17 protein-coding genes are annotated in these 15,864 nt (G+C 69.3%); 7 read left to right on the top strand and 10 right to left on the bottom strand.

Annotated features, from left to right (window positions below; all coding sequences use genetic code 11):
- Position 1: 1 nt before the first annotated feature.
- The gene (cysS, locus tag ASC61_RS10250; RefSeq protein WP_056211558.1) at positions 2-1,414 is read right to left on the bottom strand and encodes a cysteine--tRNA ligase; all 1,413 of its coding nucleotides are present in this window, start codon (positions 1,412-1,414) and stop codon (positions 2-4) included.
- Between the two features lie 103 nt (positions 1,415-1,517).
- On the opposite strand from cysS, the gene ASC61_RS10245 reads away from it, so the two are divergent.
- Entirely contained in the window at positions 1,518-2,753 is a 1,236-nt protein-coding gene (locus tag ASC61_RS10245; RefSeq protein ID WP_056211556.1) for a peptidase C39 family protein, read from the top strand.
- Between the two features lie 6 nt (positions 2,754-2,759).
- Here ASC61_RS10245 and ASC61_RS10240 read toward each other — a convergent pair whose 3' ends face one another.
- Entirely contained in the window at positions 2,760-4,262 is a 1,503-nt protein-coding gene (locus tag ASC61_RS10240; protein WP_056211555.1) for a molybdopterin-dependent oxidoreductase, read from the bottom strand.
- Between the two features lie 26 nt (positions 4,263-4,288).
- Between ASC61_RS10240 and ispF the strand changes: the two genes are divergently transcribed.
- Complete coding sequence (gene ispF / locus ASC61_RS10235; RefSeq protein ID WP_056211553.1) at positions 4,289-4,795, top strand: 2-C-methyl-D-erythritol 2,4-cyclodiphosphate synthase; 507 nt, start codon at positions 4,289-4,291, stop codon at positions 4,793-4,795.
- Between the two features lie 196 nt (positions 4,796-4,991).
- On the opposite strand, the gene ASC61_RS10230 is transcribed toward ispF, so the two are convergent.
- Complete coding sequence (locus ASC61_RS10230; protein WP_056211551.1) at positions 4,992-5,477, bottom strand: CarD family transcriptional regulator; 486 nt, start codon at positions 5,475-5,477, stop codon at positions 4,992-4,994.
- A gap of 185 nt (positions 5,478-5,662) precedes the next feature.
- Here ASC61_RS10230 and ASC61_RS10225 point away from each other — a divergent pair, with 185 nt between their 5' ends.
- The gene (locus ASC61_RS10225; protein ID WP_056211549.1) at positions 5,663-6,211 is read left to right on the top strand and encodes a hypothetical protein; all 549 of its coding nucleotides are present in this window, start codon (positions 5,663-5,665) and stop codon (positions 6,209-6,211) included.
- Positions 6,212-6,268: 57 nt separating this feature from the next.
- Here ASC61_RS10225 and phoU read toward each other — a convergent pair whose 3' ends face one another.
- Positions 6,269-6,910 carry a phosphate signaling complex protein PhoU gene (gene phoU / locus ASC61_RS10220; RefSeq protein ID WP_056211548.1) on the bottom strand — a complete coding sequence of 214 codons (642 nt, stop codon included), beginning with the start codon at positions 6,908-6,910 and terminating at the stop codon, positions 6,269-6,271.
- 134 nt (positions 6,911-7,044) lie between these two features.
- Between phoU and ASC61_RS10215 the strand changes: the two genes are divergently transcribed.
- Positions 7,045-8,181: a sensor histidine kinase gene (locus tag ASC61_RS10215; protein ID WP_056211546.1), complete on the top strand. Its 1,137-nt coding sequence runs from the start codon at positions 7,045-7,047 to the stop codon at positions 8,179-8,181.
- Positions 8,178-8,858: a response regulator transcription factor gene (locus ASC61_RS10210; protein ID WP_056211544.1), complete on the top strand. Its 681-nt coding sequence runs from the start codon at positions 8,178-8,180 to the stop codon at positions 8,856-8,858. Before ASC61_RS10215 ends, ASC61_RS10210 begins: the two co-directional genes overlap by 4 nt.
- Positions 8,859-8,891: 33 nt before the next feature.
- Here ASC61_RS10210 and ASC61_RS10205 read toward each other — a convergent pair whose 3' ends face one another.
- Complete coding sequence (locus ASC61_RS10205) at positions 8,892-9,635, bottom strand: phosphoglyceromutase (RefSeq protein WP_056211541.1); 744 nt, start codon at positions 9,633-9,635, stop codon at positions 8,892-8,894.
- Between the two features lie 18 nt (positions 9,636-9,653).
- Positions 9,654-10,319, bottom strand: coding sequence for a DsbA family oxidoreductase (locus tag ASC61_RS10200; protein ID WP_162243664.1), 666 nt, complete (start codon positions 10,317-10,319; stop codon positions 9,654-9,656).
- A gap of 55 nt (positions 10,320-10,374) precedes the next feature.
- On the opposite strand from ASC61_RS10200, the gene ASC61_RS10195 reads away from it, so the two are divergent.
- A complete protein-coding gene (locus ASC61_RS10195) occupies positions 10,375-11,184 on the top strand; it encodes an alpha/beta fold hydrolase (protein ID WP_056211537.1) in 810 nt (269 codons plus the stop codon).
- Here ASC61_RS10195 and ASC61_RS10190 read toward each other — a convergent pair.
- Positions 11,168-11,653 carry a YbjN domain-containing protein gene (locus ASC61_RS10190; RefSeq protein WP_056211535.1) on the bottom strand — a complete coding sequence of 162 codons (486 nt, stop codon included), beginning with the start codon at positions 11,651-11,653 and terminating at the stop codon, positions 11,168-11,170. The genes ASC61_RS10195 and ASC61_RS10190 overlap by 17 nt on opposite strands.
- Complete coding sequence (gene mshA, locus ASC61_RS10185) at positions 11,650-12,912, bottom strand: D-inositol-3-phosphate glycosyltransferase (protein ID WP_056211533.1); 1,263 nt, start codon at positions 12,910-12,912, stop codon at positions 11,650-11,652. Before mshA ends, ASC61_RS10190 begins: the two co-directional genes overlap by 4 nt.
- Positions 12,913-12,990: 78 nt before the next feature.
- On the opposite strand from mshA, the gene ASC61_RS10180 reads away from it, so the two are divergent.
- On the top strand, positions 12,991-13,725 hold the full coding sequence (locus ASC61_RS10180; protein WP_056215540.1) for an SDR family NAD(P)-dependent oxidoreductase: 735 nt from the start codon (positions 12,991-12,993) through the stop codon (positions 13,723-13,725).
- Between the two features lie 51 nt (positions 13,726-13,776).
- Here the strand turns inward: ASC61_RS10180 and ASC61_RS10175 are convergent, their stop codons facing one another.
- Positions 13,777-15,387 (bottom strand): DHA2 family efflux MFS transporter permease subunit, encoded by a 1,611-nt coding sequence (locus tag ASC61_RS10175; RefSeq protein ID WP_056211531.1) that lies wholly within the window; start codon positions 15,385-15,387, stop codon positions 13,777-13,779.
- A gap of 11 nt (positions 15,388-15,398) precedes the next feature.
- Positions 15,399-15,854, bottom strand: a complete 456-nt coding sequence (locus ASC61_RS10170; protein ID WP_200935429.1) for a MarR family winged helix-turn-helix transcriptional regulator — start codon at positions 15,852-15,854, stop codon at positions 15,399-15,401.
- Between the last annotated feature and the right edge of the window lie 10 nt (positions 15,855-15,864).

Genomic DNA, 15,864 nt, shown 5'->3' with positions numbered 1-15,864 from the left:
TCTAGTTGTCGCCCTTCACGGACCATCTCGCGCCCTGCGGAGTGTCCTCGATCTCGATGCCGGCGGCCGTGAGCTGGTCGCGCACTCGGTCCGCCGTGGCGAAGTCCTTGGTGGCTCGCGCCTCCTGGCGCTGCTCCAGCAGGCCGCCCACGAGGGAGTCGATCACCTGCGCGTACGCCGCATCGTCACCTCCACGGTCCCACGTCGGGGACAGTGGGTCCAAACCGAGCACGTCGAGCATCGAACGTACGCTCGCCAGCACGCCTCGCAACGCCTCGCTGTCACCGTCTCCGAGCAGCTTGTTGCCCTCGCCGATCGTCGCCTGCAAGGTCGCCAGAGCGGCCGGCACCGACAGGTCGTCGTCCATGGCCTCGGCGAACGCCGCCGGGACCTCGCCGAGCTCGCCCGGCCCGCTCAGCTCGGCGGCACGGCGTACGAAGCCCTCGATGCGCTGGAACGCGGTGGCCGCCTCGGCGAGCGACTCCTCGGAGAACTCGACGATCGACCGGTAGTGCGACGCGGCGAGGTAGTAGCGCAGGTCGATCGGGCGTACGCGCTTGACGACCTCGCTGACCAGCAGCGTGTTGCCGACCGACTTCGACATCTTGGAGCCCGCGAGGTTGAGCATCGCGTTGTGCATCCAGAGCCGGGCGAACTGCTGCCCCGCGGCGCGCGACTGCGCGAGCTCGTTCTCGTGGTGCGGGAAGCGCAGGTCGAGGCCGCCGCCATGGATGTCGAACTCGTCGCCGAGGAACTTCGACGCCATCGCCGAGCACTCCAGGTGCCAGCCCGGACGCCCCCGGCCCCACGGCGTCGGCCACGAGGCGGACTCGGGGTCGCCGGCCTTGTGGCCCTTCCAGAGAGCGAAGTCGCGGGCGTCGCGCTTGCCCTCCGGCGGGGCGTCCTCGGCGGCCTGCATGTCGTCGATCTTCTGGTTGGACAGCTCGCCGTACGACGGCCACGAACGTACGTCGAAGTAGACGTCGCCCGAGCCGTCCTCCGCGGCGTACGCGTGACCGCGCTCGATCAGCGTCTGCATCATCTCGATCATCTCGGGCACGACGCCAGTCGCCCGCGGCTCGTACGTCGGCGGGATGCAGCCGAGCACCTCGTAGGCGGCGTGCAGCGCGCGCTCGTTCTCGTACGCCACGGCGAACCACGGCCGGCCCTGCTCGACACCCTTGACCAGGATCTTGTCGTCGATGTCGGTGACATTGGCGACGATCGTGACCTCGAAGTCGGAGCGCTCGAGCCAGCGACGCAGGACGTCGAACACGACCTCCTTGCGGATGTGCCCGATGTGCGGCGGGCCCTGCACCGTGAGCCCACAGTGGTAGATCGAGACTCGTCCCGGATGGACCGGGACGAGGGGCTGGATCTGCCGGGACGCAGTGTCATAGAGCTGGAATGCCACGGGCCAACCTTATCGGCTCGGCCAGCACCTCCCGGACGCCTGCCGCTGCGGGAACGCTGTCACATCAGTCCCACGAGCCCCATCAGTCACCTATCATGGGTCGATGCGCCCTCTTCCCCGTCTGGTCGCCGTCGCCGTGCTCGCCCTCGCCGCCCTGCCGGTGCCCGCCTCCGCCGCCACCGACAGCGCCGCCTTCGCCCGGTGGAACACCACGACCGACTTCACCCAGGGCACGTCTGTCGGGCTCGCCGCCCTGACCGGCGCCGTGACGCTCGGCAAGGGCACCTCGGTCATCGCGTACGACGACCCGGCCGTCAGTGGCGGCGTGTTGCACTACGACCGCGGTGCCTGGACGTCGCCGTGGCAGACGACCGGATTCGCCGCCAAGAGCCTGATCCCGTCGTGGAGCGTCGACACCCCCACCGGCACCTGGGCCAAGGTCGAGGTCCGGGTGCGCAGCGGCTCGACGATCGGCAGCTGGGACGGCATCGGACGCTACGCGTCCGGGACGACGTACATCAGGCGCTCGTCCTACTCCAGCCAGTCCGACGACCTCGCCAAGGTCGCCACCGACACCGTCATCGCGAACAGCGGCAAGTCCTTCACCGGGTGGCAGGTGCGCGTCCAGCTGATGCGCCACGTCGCGGCCCACGAGAGCCCGACGCTCAAGGCCGTCGGCGGGATCGCCGCGAGCTACACGGCGCGGACCGCCGGGGTCAGCACGACGACGATGACCGCGACCAAGGACCTCGCGGTGCCCCGGTCGTCGCAGATGATCCACATCGGCGAGTACCCGCAATGGGGCGGCGGCGGTGAGGCCTGGTGCTCGCCGACCTCGACCTCGATGGTGATGCGCTACTTCGGCAAGGGCCCGACCCCTGCCGCGTACGCATGGTCCCCGTACGCCGACGGGTTCGTCGACCACGCCGCCCGCGACACGTTCGACCACGCGTACGACGGCACCGGCAACTGGCCGTTCAACACCGCGTACGCCTCCCGCTACGCCCTCGACTCGTTCGTCACGCGGCTGCACAACCTGCGCGACGCCGAGGCGTTCATCAAGGCCGGCATCCCGCTCGTCGCCTCGATTGCTTTCGGCGCGGGCGAGCTCGACGGGGCGCCCATCTCGTCGACCCCGGGGCATCTGCTGGTGATCCGCGGGTTCACCGCCGGCGGCCGGGTCATCGCCAACGATCCGGCGGCGGCGAGCAACTCGACCGTGCGGCGCATCTACTCGCGCGCCCAGTTCGAGCGCGCCTGGCTCGAGGGCAGCGGCGGCGTCGTCTACGTCATCCGCCCCACGACCCGTCCACTCCCCGCCGACACTGCCCGCTGGTGAGTCGGCTCACGTCACCTTCACGGTGATCCCGGGGTAGCCCGTCGCGCCGTCCGGCAGGACACCGGCCTGCTCGTCGGTCTGCGTCTCGCCCTTGGCGTTCGTCGCGCGCGCCTCGATCGAGTGGTCGCCCGGCGTCGCCGTCCAGTCCAGCCGCCACTGCACCCACGTGTCGACGTTGGGCACGGTGCCGAGCGTCGCCTTCTGCCACTCGCCGTCGTCGATCCGTACCTCGACGCCGTCGATGCCGACATGCTGCGCCCACGCAACGCCGGCGACCGCGGTCCTGCCGGCATCGATCGTGTCGCCACTGCCCGGCACGTCGATCCGCGCCTCGGTCTTGACCGGTCCCTGCTCGCCCCAGCCGCGCTGCGTCCAGTAGGCCTCGAAGTCCGCGAACCGGGTGACCTCCCAGTCCACGACCCACTTGGTCGCCGACACATAGCCGTACAGCCCGGGGACGACCTGGCGCACGGGGAACCCGTGGGCGATCGGGAGCGGCTCGCCGTTCATCGTCAGCGCGAGGAGCGCGTTGCGCCCGTCGGTCAACGCAGCGAGCGGGGTGCCGCAGGTCCAGCCGTCGTCGGACTTCGACAGCAGGGCGTCGGCGCCGGGCTTGATGCCGACCTCATCGAGGATGCCCTTCATCGGCACCCCACCCCAGACCGTGTTGCCGATCAGGTTGCCGCCCACGGGGTTGGAGACACAACAGATCGTGATCCACTCGTGCTCGAGACCGCGGTCGATCAGGTCCTGGTAGGTCAGGGTCAGCTCCTTGTCGACCATGCCGTGGATGCGCAGCGTCCAGTCCTGGGGGTCGACGAGCGGCGGCGAGAGTGCCGTGTCGATGCGATAGAAGTCGCGGTTGCTCGTCAGCCACGCCCCCTGCCCGTCGACGGCGAGATCGGCGCCGGCCGGCACCGCGACGCGACGGGACGGGAGCGTGAGCGCCGCGCGTACGCGTTCCAGAGCCTGCCGGCGACGGTGGCGCGAAGCGAGCACCTCTCCGGCCGACCCGACGATGATCGCGGCGACGGCGATGACGGCGGACGTACGCAGGAACGTGCGACGTGACTCGTCGACCGTCAGGTGTGCCTCGTCCCGGTGCAGCAGGTGGAGCACGCCGACCACGACGACGCCCGCAGCGACACTGGCGAGCACCCCGCGGCCACCGCCGTGCGGCCGGCCCAGCACGGCCGCCGAGGCGAGCACGACGAGGACGGCCACCAGGGCGTACGACCGCGAGCGGCGCCAGGTCCACCAGACTCCGGCCAGCGCGCCGAGCAGCAGGATCGCGACCACGACGCTCGTGACGGCGAGCGGTTTGTCGGCGTGGCCGACCACCCCGATGATCGCCTCGGCAAGCGGCCCGGGCGTCAGCTTGATGACGGACTGGCCGACCGCGAGGATCGGCGACTCCCGCAGGTTGAGCAACGCCGCCAGGCCCTCGCTCGCCGCGATCGCCGCCGCTGCCGCAAGGAGTCCACTGAGGATCGATCGTCGGGAGGTCACCTCTCCATGGTCCCGCGCGGATCCCCATGCCGCCGGACGTACGGCATGATCGACCTGTGACATCTGCGCGCATCGGCATCGGCACCGACGTCCATCGACTCGTGCCCGGTCGCCCGATGTGGCTTGCCGGCTTGCTGTGGCCCGACGAGGACCATGGCCTCGAGGGGCACTCCGACGGCGACTGTGTCTCCCACGCGATCGTCGATGCCACGCTGGGTGCAGCCGGGCTCGGCGACATCGGCAGCATCTTCGGCACCGGCGAGCCCGAGTGGGCCGCCGCGTCAGGGGTCGACTTCCTCACCGATGTCGAGCAGCGCCTGCGCGATCACGGCTGGCGGGTCGGCAACGTGTCGGTGCAGGTCATCGGCAACCGGCCGACGATCGGGCCCCGCCGCGTCCAGGCGCAGCGCGTGCTGGGCGATGCCATCGGCGGCCCCGTCAGCGTCTCCGCGACGACGACCGACGGCCTCGGGCTCACCGGACGCGGCGAAGGCATCGCCGCGATCGCCACCGCCCTCGTCGTCCCCCTCTGACCCGGGAGCCTTCCGAAGCGGTGACCCTGGTCGAACCAGGACCAGCCACGTTCGACCCAACTCACCGCCGAAGCCCGGGAGCGGTGACCCTGGTCGAACCCGGACCAGCCACGTTCGACCTAACTCACCGCCCACACAGCCCGGACACGACGAAGCCCCCGACTCGAGGAGTCGGGGGCTTCGTGCGTGGGTCAGATCAGGACGCGAGGACCTCGTCGAGACGCGTCTCGGCCTTGTCCTCGTTGGTCTTCTCGGCGAGCGCGAGCTCGGAGACCAGGATCTGGCGCGCCTTGGCCAGCATCCGCTTCTCGCCGGCCGACAGGCCGCGCTCGTGATCCCGGCGCCACAGGTCGCGGACGACCTCGGCGACCTTCAGCACGTCACCCGAGTGCAGCTTCTCGAGGTTGGCCTTGTAGCGCCGCGACCAGTTGGTCGGCTCCTCCACGTGCTCGGCACGGAGGACTCCGAAAACCCGCTCGAGCCCTGCTTCGTCGACGACGTCGCGGACTCCGACGAGATCAAGGTTGCACGCGGGGACGCGAACGACCAGGTCGTTCTGCGAGACGATGCGCAGCACGAGGTATTCACGCTCCTCGCCCTTGATCGTCCGGGTCTCGATGTCCTCGATGACTGCAGCGCCGTGATTGGGATAGACAACGGTTTCGCCGACAACAAACGTCATAGAGAAAACACCTTTCCTAGGTGACCAGTCTAACATGCGTCACGGATCTCGATCCCTGTCGTTTCAGGCCATCCCGCCCATACCAGATGACATCGCAGCAGGTCAAAGGGAGAGTTCGAAGCGGCCTCCGATACGATCGTGGCGACTCTTCGACGCACCAACGACGGACTGAAAGCAGTGATCGCGTGAGCACCGTACGACGTCGCCGCCTCGCGGCCACCGCCCTCGCCACGACGGCCCTTCTGACCCTCGGCGCGTGCGGCACCAGCTTCAACGCCCAGACCAGCAAGGTCTACCAAGCGGCCGTCGGTGCGGACCATCGCGGCGAGCTCGACGTCATGAACACCCAGCTCGTCGCCAACGACGACGGGTCCGCCACGCTCTCGGCGTCGATCGTCAACAACACCAAGACCGAGCAGAGCCTCGACTCCGTCTCCGCGACGACGCTCGGCGGCGACGAGCTCCCGGTCACCGGCGCCGAGGAGACCGTGAAGCTCCTGCCCGACGTCGGCACGATCGTCGGCGCCGTGGCCTCACCGAGCGGCTTCTGGATCACCAAGGGTGCCGAGCCCGGTCGCTACGTGCGACTGACCCTCACGTTCGACAACGCGGCGCCCGTCACGATCGAGGCGCCGGTCGTGGCCCGCACCGCCGAGTACGACTCGGTCGCCACGGCTCCTGCCCCGAAGCCCACGCCGACCCCCACCGACACCGAGTCCTCCGACACCGAGTAGTTCGCGCACACGTAGAAGGCCCCCGCCGACATGGCGGGGGCCTTCTACGATCGGGGCTCAGCTCAGCTGGCCGGTGACGAGGTAGACGACGCGGCGCGCCATCGAGACGGCGTGGTCGCCGATGCGCTCGTAGTAGCGGCCCAGCAGCGCCAGGTCGACGGCCGGCTCGACGCCGTACGTCCAGGAGTCGCCGAGCAGCGAGCGGAGCAGGTCCTTGCGGAGCCGGTCCATCTCGTCGTCCTCGTTCTCGAGCTGGCCGGCCGCGTCGACGTTGCGGTCCGCGACGATGCGCGAGGCCGAGTCGATCATCGAGTCGGCGACCGCCGCCATCGCGGTGATCGTGGGGTGCAGGTGCTCGGGCACCGCGGAGTCGGGCATCCGGCGCCGGGCCACCTTGGCCACGTGCACCGACAGGTCGCCCATCCGCTGGAGGTCCGTCAGCATCCGCAACGTCGCGACGAGCTGCCGAAGGTCGGTGGCGACCGGCTGCTGCGTCGCGAGCAGCAGCAGTGCGCGCTCCTCGATGATCTCGGTCGCCTCGTCGATGTCCTTGTCGCCGGCGATGACGGACTCCGCGATCTGGGCGTCTGCCTCGAGCAGGGCCTTGGTCGCGTCGGCCACGGCACGGCGTACGGTCCCGGTCAGGTTCACCAGGTCGTCGACGATGGCATCGAGCTGTTCGTAATACTGATCGCGCATGTGACTGACCGTAGGCAGGCCGGATGAACGGACGGCGACCTCCGGTGAACGCGATGTGAACAGCAACCGAAAGGCCTGTCGCTGCAGGGGTCAGAGTGCCGGTCGGGGCGGAAATGCCCTCTACGATCAATCCTGTGGACACCAGTGCAGGATTGTTGATCGCGGGGGCGATCGGCGCCGCCGTCGGCGCGATGATCACCTACTTGTGGCGCTTCAGCGAGCGCCGCGAGGCCGCTGTGCCCGAGCCGACTCCGCTCGTGCCGCCGGGCGCCGACCAGGTGCTCTCGGTGATCTCCTCCTCCGCTGTGCTGATCGACTCCTCCGACACCGTCGTCAAGGCGTCGGCACCGGCGTTCGCGATGGGCATCGTGCACGACGACCGGCTCGAGCCCGAGGAGCTCATGACGCTCGTCCGGCAGGTCCGCCGCGACGGCCAGGTCCGCGAGGCCGACTTCTCGTTGCAGCCGCGCCGCGGCACCACGTCGTACGTGCATGCCCGGGTCGCGCCGCTGACCTCGAGGCTGATCCTGGTGCTGGCTGACGACCGCACACGCGAGCAGCGGGTCGAGTCGATCCGCCGCGACTTCGTCGCCAACGTCAGCCACGAGCTCAAGACGCCGGTCGGCGCGCTCAACCTGCTGGCCGAGGCGGTGGGTGAGGCCAAGGACGATCCCGAGGCCGTCGTCCGTTTCTCCAGCCGCATGCACCTCGAGAGCGAGCGCCTGACCCGCCTGGTGCAGCAGATCATCGACCTGTCCCGCCTGCAGAACGACATGCTGAGCGACGACGCCACCACGATCAAGATCGGCGAGCTCGTCTCCGAGGCGACCGAGCACTCCGCGACCGACGCCGAGCACAAGGGCATCGAGATCGCCACCGCGGTCGAGCCCGACCTCTACGTCCACGGCGACCGCGCCCAGCTGCACGCCGCGGTCAGCAACCTGGTCGAGAACGCCGTGACCTACAGCCCCGACGGCTCGCGAGTCACCGTGACCGCGCAGCTCGACGGCGAGGACGTACGCCTGACGGTTGCCGACAACGGCATCGGCATCCCCGGCGAGGAGCTCGACCGGATCTTCGAGCGGTTCTATCGCGTCGACCCGGCGCGCGCCCGCACCACCGGCGGCACGGGCCTCGGCCTGTCGATCGTCAAGCACGTCGCCGCGAGCAACGGCGGCTCGGTCGAGGTGTGGAGCGAGCCCGGACTCGGGTCGTCCTTCACGCTGGTGCTGCCGGCACACAGCCATGACATCGATGAGGAGAACGCGTGACCAAGGTACTGGTCGTCGAGGACGAGACGAGCTACAGCGAGGCGCTGTCCTACGTCCTGCGCAAGGAAGGGTTCGAGGTCGCGATCGCCGAGACCGGGCCCGACGCGCTGACCGAGTTCGATCGCGGCGGGGCGGACATCGTGCTGCTCGACCTGATGCTGCCCGGGCTGTCCGGCACCGAGGTGTGCCGGGCGCTGCGGCAGATCTCGTCGGTCCCGATCATCATGGTGAGCGCCAAGGACACCGAGGTCGACAAGGTCGTGGGGCTCGAGCTCGGCGCCGACGACTACGTCACCAAGCCCTACTCCCCCCGAGAGCTCGTCGCCCGCATCCGCGCCGTGCTGCGCCGTGGGTTCACCGACGAGGTCGACGACAACGCGTCGCTCGAGCAGGGCCGCGTACGCATGGACGTCGACCGGCACCTCGTGACGATCGACGGCCTGGAGACGAAGTTCCCGCTCAAGGAGTTCGAGCTGCTGGAGTACTTCCTCCGCAACCCCGGCCGCGTGCTGACCCGCGGGCAGCTGATCGACCGGGTGTGGGGCGCCGACTACGTGGGCGACACCAAGACCCTCGACGTCCACGTGAAGCGGCTGCGCGCCAAGATCGAGAAGGACCCGGCCAACCCCATCACCCTGACGACCGTCCGCGGCCTGGGCTACAAGTACGAGACCTGAGTCCCAGCTGGTCGCGCCGCGAGCGGCCTCGGTTCAGCGACCCTGGTTGGCGACTGCTGCAATCGCGTCGGCTGCAGCGTCGGGATCGAGGTAGACGCCGCCCTTGACCGTCGGCTTGAGGTCCTCGTCGAGCTCGTAGACGAGCGGGATGCCGGTCGGGATGTTGAGGCCGACGACGGCTTCCTCGCTGAGCCCGTCGAGGTGCTTGACGAGCGCCCGCAGCGAGTTGCCGTGCGCCGTCACGAGGACGACGCGGTCGGCCAGCAGGTCGGGGACGATCGAGTCGTACCAGTAGGGCAGCAGCCGGTCGATGACGTTGGCGAGCGCCTCGGTGCGCGGCAGCAGCTCGTCGGGCAACCCGGCGTAGCGCGCGTCAGAGGTCTGGCTGAACTCCGAGTCGTCCTCGATCGCCGGCGGCGGGACGTCGTACGAGCGGCGCCACAGCATGAACTGCTCCTCGCCGAACTCCTCGAGCGTCTCCTTCTTGTCCTTGCCCTGCAGGGCGCCGTAGTGACGCTCGTTGAGGCGCCACGACCGGCGTACGGGGATCCAGTGACGGTCAATGCCGTTCAGCACGATCTCGGCGGTGCGGATCGCGCGACGCAGCAGCGACGTGTGCAGGACGTCGGGCGCGATGCCGGCGTCGGCCAGCAGCTCGGCGCCGCGCGAGGCCTCCGCGAGGCCCTGCTCGTTGAGGTCGACGTCGACCCAGCCGGTGAACAGGTTCTTGGCGTTCCACTCGCTGTGACCGTGGCGCAGGAGGATCAGGGTGCTCATGGCCACGAGCTTATTGGGTCACGCGTCGGGACCTTCAGCAGCCTTCCACTCGCCGTAGATCTGGTGGAGCGCCTGCACGTAGTCGTTCTGCGAGTGGATGCCCGACAGCGTCCACTGCTGCTCGATCACGATGTACGGCAGCTGGGTCACGCCGATCGCCTCACCGGTCTCGACCTGCGTGCGGACCTCGTCGGCGTACTCGGTGCTGGCCAGCAGCGCCTCGGCGGTCTCGAGCTCCAGGCCGACCAGCGCAGCCCGGGTGGCGAGCGCGAACGGGTCGCCGATGTCGGCACCCTCGAGGAAGTGCGCCCGCCACAGCTGGTGCAACAGGTCGCGCTGGAACCCGGGGCCGGCCTCGTCGGCCCAGGTCAGCAACCGCCAGGCATCGAACGAGTTGGCGCGGACGGCCTCGTCGAAGTTGAGGTCGATGCCGGTGATCTTGGCGGCGGCGGTGACCTGGACGTTGATGAACTCAGCCTTGTCGGCGCCGCCGAGCTCGTCGGCGTTGACGTCCATCAGGAGCCGGCCGTCGTTGGGTGCGTCCGGATCGAGCTGGAACGCCCGATAGGTCAGCTCGACGGGCTCGCCGGTCAGGATCGAGAACATCGCCGCAGCGCGCTCGAATCGTGTGGCACCGATGTAGGACCACGGGTCCGTGATGTCGGCGAAGACCAAGACCTTCACGACCGCCACGCTACGCGATCCCGAAAGCGTGGATCAGCCCGTCTAGGTTCGACACATGCCTCGTCACGAAACCACCGGGATCGACTGGACCGAGCGCGGCGACGGCCTGCCGGTCGTCATGCTGCACGGACTCATGGGCGATCGCCGCCTGATCAGCAGGTTCACGGAGTCGGTCCTCGCCGAGCGACCCGGCCTCCGACGACTCCACCTCGACCTGCCGGGCCACGGGCTGAGCAGCGGTGAGGGAATCTCGTCCTCCGACGACGTCGTCGACCGGGTCGCGTCGTTCCTCGACGACGTGCTCGACGGCAAGCCGTACGCCGTGGTCGGCAACTCGTTCGGCGGCGGCATCGCCCGCGCGCTGACCGGGCGCGACCCGTCGCGGGTGGTCGGCCTGGCCCTCATCGCGCCGCTGATCATCGCCGACCACGCCCGGCGCGACGTCCCGGCTCTTGTCCCGATCGACGTCGAGCGGCTCGACGGCGGCACCGAGGACGACCGGCGCGACTTCGCCGAGTTCACGTTCCGCCAGACACAGCAGCACTGGGAGCTCTACCTCGAGGAGGTCGCGCCCGACACCCGACTCGGCGATGCCGAGGCCATCGCACGCATCACGGCCGCGTACGAGTTCTCGGTCCTGCCCGAGTCGCGGTTCACGACGTACGAGCGACCGGTGACGTTCATCCTCGGCCGTCAGGACCCGGTCGTCGGGTTCACCGATGCTCTCGCGATCGCTCCGTCCTACCCGCGTGCGACCTATCTCGTCGCGGACGGTGCCGGCCACAACCCGCACCACGAACGGCCGGAGCTGTGCGCCGCGGCGTTGGGCGCCTGGATCGACGCGGTGATCAGCTCGACGGCCTGAGGTGCTTGAACGCGTCGAGGTTGCGGGTCGACTCGCCCCGCGACTCGCGCCACTCCCACTCCTTGCGGATCGACGACGCGAAGCCCAGCTCCAGGATCGTGTTGAACGACTCGTCGGCGTACGTCAGGACGGCACCGAGCAGGCGGTCGACCTCGTCGGCGGTGACGGCATGCAGCGGCAGCCGGCCGTCGAGGTAGATGTCGCCGGCCGAGTCGACCGCGAACGCGACGCCGAACATCTTGAGGTTGCGCTCCAGCAGCCAGCGGTAGACGGTCTCGTGGTTCTCGTCGGGGTTGCGGCAGACGAACGCGTGGACGCCGAGGGCGTGCTTGCCGATCTCGAGGCGGCACGTCGTCTGCAGCTTGCGTTCCCCCGGCAGGGTGATCTCGAAGACGCCGGGCCGGTGCTCGGTGAACTCCAGCTCGGCCGCCGCGAGCGCCTCCACGATGGTCTCGCGTGTCTCAGTCATGCGTTCTTCTCCACGTGCGTGCGGTGCCACTCGATGGCCTCGTCGTACACCTTGAGCGTACGGTCGGCGGTCACGTCCCACCCGAAGCTCTCCGCGTGGCGCACGGCCTTGTCGCTCATCGCGTCGCGCAGCTCGGGATCGGTCAGCAGTGGGTGCAGCGCCGCCGCGTAGTCACGGGGGTCGTGCCCGTCGACCAGCACGCCGGAGACGCCGTCCGACACGGCGGTCGACAACCCACCCACACGCGCTGCCACGACAGGCGTGCCGCACGCCTGCGCCTCGATCGCGACGAGCCCGAACGACTCGTTGTGCGACGGCACGCAGACCACGGAGGCTGCGGCGTACCAGTCGGCGAGCTCGGACTGAGCCACCGTCGGGATGAACCGCACGACGTCCTGGACGCCCAGCCGGGCGGCGAGGTCGGTCAGCGCCGTGGGCCGGTCGAGGCCCGAGCCGGACGCGCCGCCGACGATCGCGACGACGAGCCGCTCGCGCAGCGCCGGGTCGTCGTGCAGCAAGCGTGCCGCGGCCTCGATGACGACGTCGGGTGCCTTCAGCGGCTGGATGCGGCCGGCGAACAGCAGCAACGCAGCGTCGGCGGGGATGCCGAGGTGCGATCGCGCCTCGGCCTGGCGTCCCGCGCGGAAGACCTCGAGGTCGACTCCGGGGTGCACCACGGCCACGTGCTCCGGCTCCGCGTCGTAGAGCTCGATCAGCTCACGTCGCTCCTCCATCGTGTTGGCGATGAGCCGGTCGGCGAGGCGGACGATCTCCTCCTCGCCGTAGATGCGGCCGATCGGCTCGGCGTCGTCGCCGTCAGCAAGCATCGCGTTCTTGACCTTGGCCATCGTGTGCATCGTGTGCACCAGGGGGACGTTCCACCTCTCGCGGGCGACCGTCCCGACCTGCCCCGACAGCCAGTAGTGCGAGTGCACGAGGTCGAAGTGCCCGGGCTCGCGCTCGACCTCGGCCCGCAGGACGTCGCGCACGAACGAGCACAGCTGCGACGGCAGGTCGTTCTTCTGCAGTCCCTCGAACGGCCCGGCGGGGACGTGGTGCACGAGGATGCCGGGCTCGGCGTGCACGAGCTGCGGCTGGTGGCGGGAGGTGGCTCGGGTGAAGATCTCGACCTCGATGCCCCGCGACGCGAGCTGGCGCGAGAGCTCGAGCACGTACACGTTCATGCCACCGGCGTCGCCGTCGCCGGGCTGCTCGAGCGGCGACGTGTGCGCCGAGAGCATCGCGATCCGCTTGAGCATCGATCAGCCGCCTTTCGGCTCCATCGTCTCACCCGGTGCCCAGCCCGCGGTCCCGTGGCCGTCTGGCACGATGACGCCATGCCCAACGCCGTCGTCACCGGGGCCAGCAGCGGCATCGGCGCTGCCACCGCTCGAGCCCTCGCCCAGGCCGGATTCCACGTCTTCTGCGTCGCCCGCCGCACCGAGCGCATCGAAGCGCTCGCCGCCGAGATCGGCGGCACGGCGGTCACGTGCGACGTCACTGACGAGGCGCAGGTCCTTGCCCTCGCCGACGCCGTCGGTCCGTCACTCGACCTGCTGCTCAACAACGCTGGCGGGGCCGTCGGCACCGACCACGTGTCCGTCAGCAACCCCGAGGACTGGCGGCACATGTACGAGGTCAACGTCATCGGCACGTTGCTCGTGACCCGCGCGCTGCTCCCCGCACTCGTCGCCAGCGGCGCCGGCACGCTGATCAACCTCGGCTCGACCGCGGGCCACATCACGTACGAGGGCGGTGGCGGCTACACCGCGGCGAAGCACGGCGTGACGGCCATGACGGAGACGCTGCGGCTCGAGCTCAACGGCCAGCCCGTACGCGTCACCGAGATCGCGCCGGGCATGGTGCGCACCGACGAGTTCTCGCTCAACCGGTTCGGCGGCGACCAGGCCAGGGCCGACGCGATCTACGCCGGCGTGCGCGAGCCGCTCGTCGCCGAGGACATCGCCGACGCGATCGTGTGGGTCGCCACCCGGCCGCAGCACGTCAACGTCGACCTCATGGTGCTCAAGCCGATCGCCCAGGCGGCGGCCCACAAGGTGCACCGGGAATGACGAACGGCCCCACCGGGTGCCGGTGAGGCCGTTCGTCGGGACGCGCGTCGATCAGTGCATGATGACCGGCGCTGCGCCTTCCTCCTCGTCGAGCAGGTGCACGACCTCACGCTTGCGCGGGAGGAAGTAGACCGGGACCAGCGTCGCGAGGAGCACGGCGAAGGCCACCCAGTAGGACGACTGGAACGCGTCGGCCAGGTCGTGGAACCCCTTCTGCAGCGTGGCGTCCGAGACGTCCAGCAGGTCCTTCAGCTTCGCCCCTCGCTCGGTGTGCGAGCTCGACGCCAGCTGAGCAGCGGTCAGTCCGCCGTCGACGCCCGGGAGCTTCTCGGAGCCGGCGAGGATGTCGCCGCTCTTCATGGCGTTGGTCAGCACGACCGAGATCGTCGCGATGCCGGTCGCGCTCGCGACCTGCTGCGTCACGTTGAGCAGCGTCGACCCACGGGCCACGTCTGCGGCCTTGAGGGTCTTGAGCGCCGAGGTGAACAGCGGCATCATCGTGGCGCCCATGCCGAGTCCCGTGATGAACAGCCATCCCATGATGGTCCAGTCGGACGTACCCACATCGGTGCTCTGCGTGAGCCCGAACATGCCGATCAGGATGCCCAGGAAACCGAACGGCACGATGCGGCCGACCGGCATCTTGTCGGTGAGCGCACCCGCGACGGGCATCGTGATCATGGCGCCGATGCCCTGTGCGGCCACGAGCAGACCGGCCTTCTTGACCGAGTAGCCGTCGACCTGCTGGAAGTAGGTCGGCACCAGCAGCAGCGCGCCGAAGAACGCGCCGGCGAACAGGAACATCGTGATGATCGACACCGTGAGGTTGCGGTCCTTGAACAGCCGCAGGTCGAGCAGCGGGTGCTTGGGCTTGAACGACCAGAACACGAACGACGCGATCAGGAGCACGCCGATGACCGCGGGCACCAGCACCTTGGTCGCCGCGACGGTGCCCTGCTCGGGGATCGACGACACGCCGTAGAGGAGCGACGCCAGGCCCGGGGACAGCAGGATCATGCCGACGACGTCGAGCGCCTCGCTCGGCTCAGGAGCGTCCTTGGGCAGGACACGCCACGCGTAGACCAGGCCGACGAGGCCGATCGGCAGGTTGATCAGGAAGACCCAGTGCCACGAGGCCGCGTCGATCAGCACGCCACCGAGGATCGGGCCCATGATCGGGCCGAGCAGCATCGGGATGCCGAGGATCGCCATGAGTCGACCCATGCGGTGCGGGCCCGCAGCCTTGGTCATGATCGTCATGCCGAGCGGCATCAGCATGCCGCCGCCGAGGCCCTGGAGGACACGGAAGCCGATGAGTGCCTCGATGTTCCACGCCGTCGCGCACAGCAGCGAGCCCATCGTGAACAACGCGATGGCGGTCATGTAGAGGCGCTTGGTGCCGAACCGGTCAGCAGCCCAGCCCGTCAGCGGGATGACCGCCGCGAGGGCGAGCATGTAGGCCGTCGCGGTCCAGGCCACGGTCGAGTAGGCCAGGGGCTCGTCGCTGCCCGACAGCTCGGTCTGGAACGTCGGCAGCGCGACGTTGACGACCGTGACGTCGAGGATCGACATGATGGCGCCGAGCACCACCACTCCCGCGATCTTGAGCAGCGCGGGGGTGATCTTGTCGCTGTCGTCGATCTGTCCCGTTGGGGAAGTCATACGAATATCTCCTAGTCGGTCTGCCGACGCAGGGTGTCGCCGGCGAGGATGTCACTGATCGCGCGATGCAGGTTGTCGCGCTGGTCTTCGGGCAGGTCCGCCGTGAAGGCCTTGATCGACTCTCGCTTGCAGTCGATGTGTTGCGTGCTGAGCTTCTCGCCGACCGGGGTGAGCGAGACGAGCTTGACCCGCCGATCGGCAGGGCTCTCGCGTCGTTCGACGACCTCGAGCTTGAGCAGCTGCTCGACGTTGCGGCCGGTGGCCGCGTCCGAGAGGCCCAGCTTGGTGGCGATCGCGTGGATCGGCATGGGCTCGCCCTGGTGCGCGAGCAGGAACAACATCCGTGCCTGCGAGAACGACAGGTCGAGCTCGACCATCGCGTCCATGCCGTCGGACTCGGCCAGCGTCATCAACCGCATGACGAAGTCCTCGAGCGCGACATAGAGATCGTCCGGTGAGATTGCCACCGAAAAACCA

Origin of the sequence: Aeromicrobium sp. Root344 (genome assembly GCF_001425755.1) — a bacterium.
In the GTDB taxonomy this organism is placed as follows: domain Bacteria; phylum Actinomycetota; class Actinomycetes; order Propionibacteriales; family Nocardioidaceae; genus Aeromicrobium.
The sequence above is the reverse complement of the archived record's forward strand: the minus strand, read 5'-3'. Positions and strand labels throughout refer to the sequence as shown.

Excerpts from the sequence above, each read along its gene's own strand:
- ASC61_RS10245 (WP_056211556.1), top strand. The coding sequence starts at position 1,518 with ATGCGCCCTCTTCCCCGTCTGGTCGCCGTCGCCGTGCTCGCCCTCGCC.
- ispF (WP_056211553.1), top strand. The coding sequence starts at position 4,289 with ATGCCGCCGGACGTACGGCATGATCGACCTGTGACATCTGCGCGCATC.
- ASC61_RS10230 (WP_056211551.1), bottom strand. The coding sequence starts at position 5,477 with ATGACGTTTGTTGTCGGCGAAACCGTTGTCTATCCCAATCACGGCGCT.
- phoU (WP_056211548.1), bottom strand. The coding sequence starts at position 6,910 with ATGCGCGATCAGTATTACGAACAGCTCGATGCCATCGTCGACGACCTG.
- ASC61_RS10205 (WP_056211541.1), bottom strand. The coding sequence starts at position 9,635 with ATGAGCACCCTGATCCTCCTGCGCCACGGTCACAGCGAGTGGAACGCC.
- ASC61_RS10195 (WP_056211537.1), top strand. The coding sequence starts at position 10,375 with ATGCCTCGTCACGAAACCACCGGGATCGACTGGACCGAGCGCGGCGAC.
- ASC61_RS10190 (WP_056211535.1), bottom strand. The coding sequence starts at position 11,653 with ATGACTGAGACACGCGAGACCATCGTGGAGGCGCTCGCGGCGGCCGAG.
- mshA (WP_056211533.1), bottom strand. The coding sequence starts at position 12,912 with ATGCTCAAGCGGATCGCGATGCTCTCGGCGCACACGTCGCCGCTCGAG.
- ASC61_RS10180 (WP_056215540.1), top strand. The coding sequence starts at position 12,991 with ATGCCCAACGCCGTCGTCACCGGGGCCAGCAGCGGCATCGGCGCTGCC.
- ASC61_RS10175 (WP_056211531.1), bottom strand. The coding sequence starts at position 15,387 with ATGACTTCCCCAACGGGACAGATCGACGACAGCGACAAGATCACCCCC.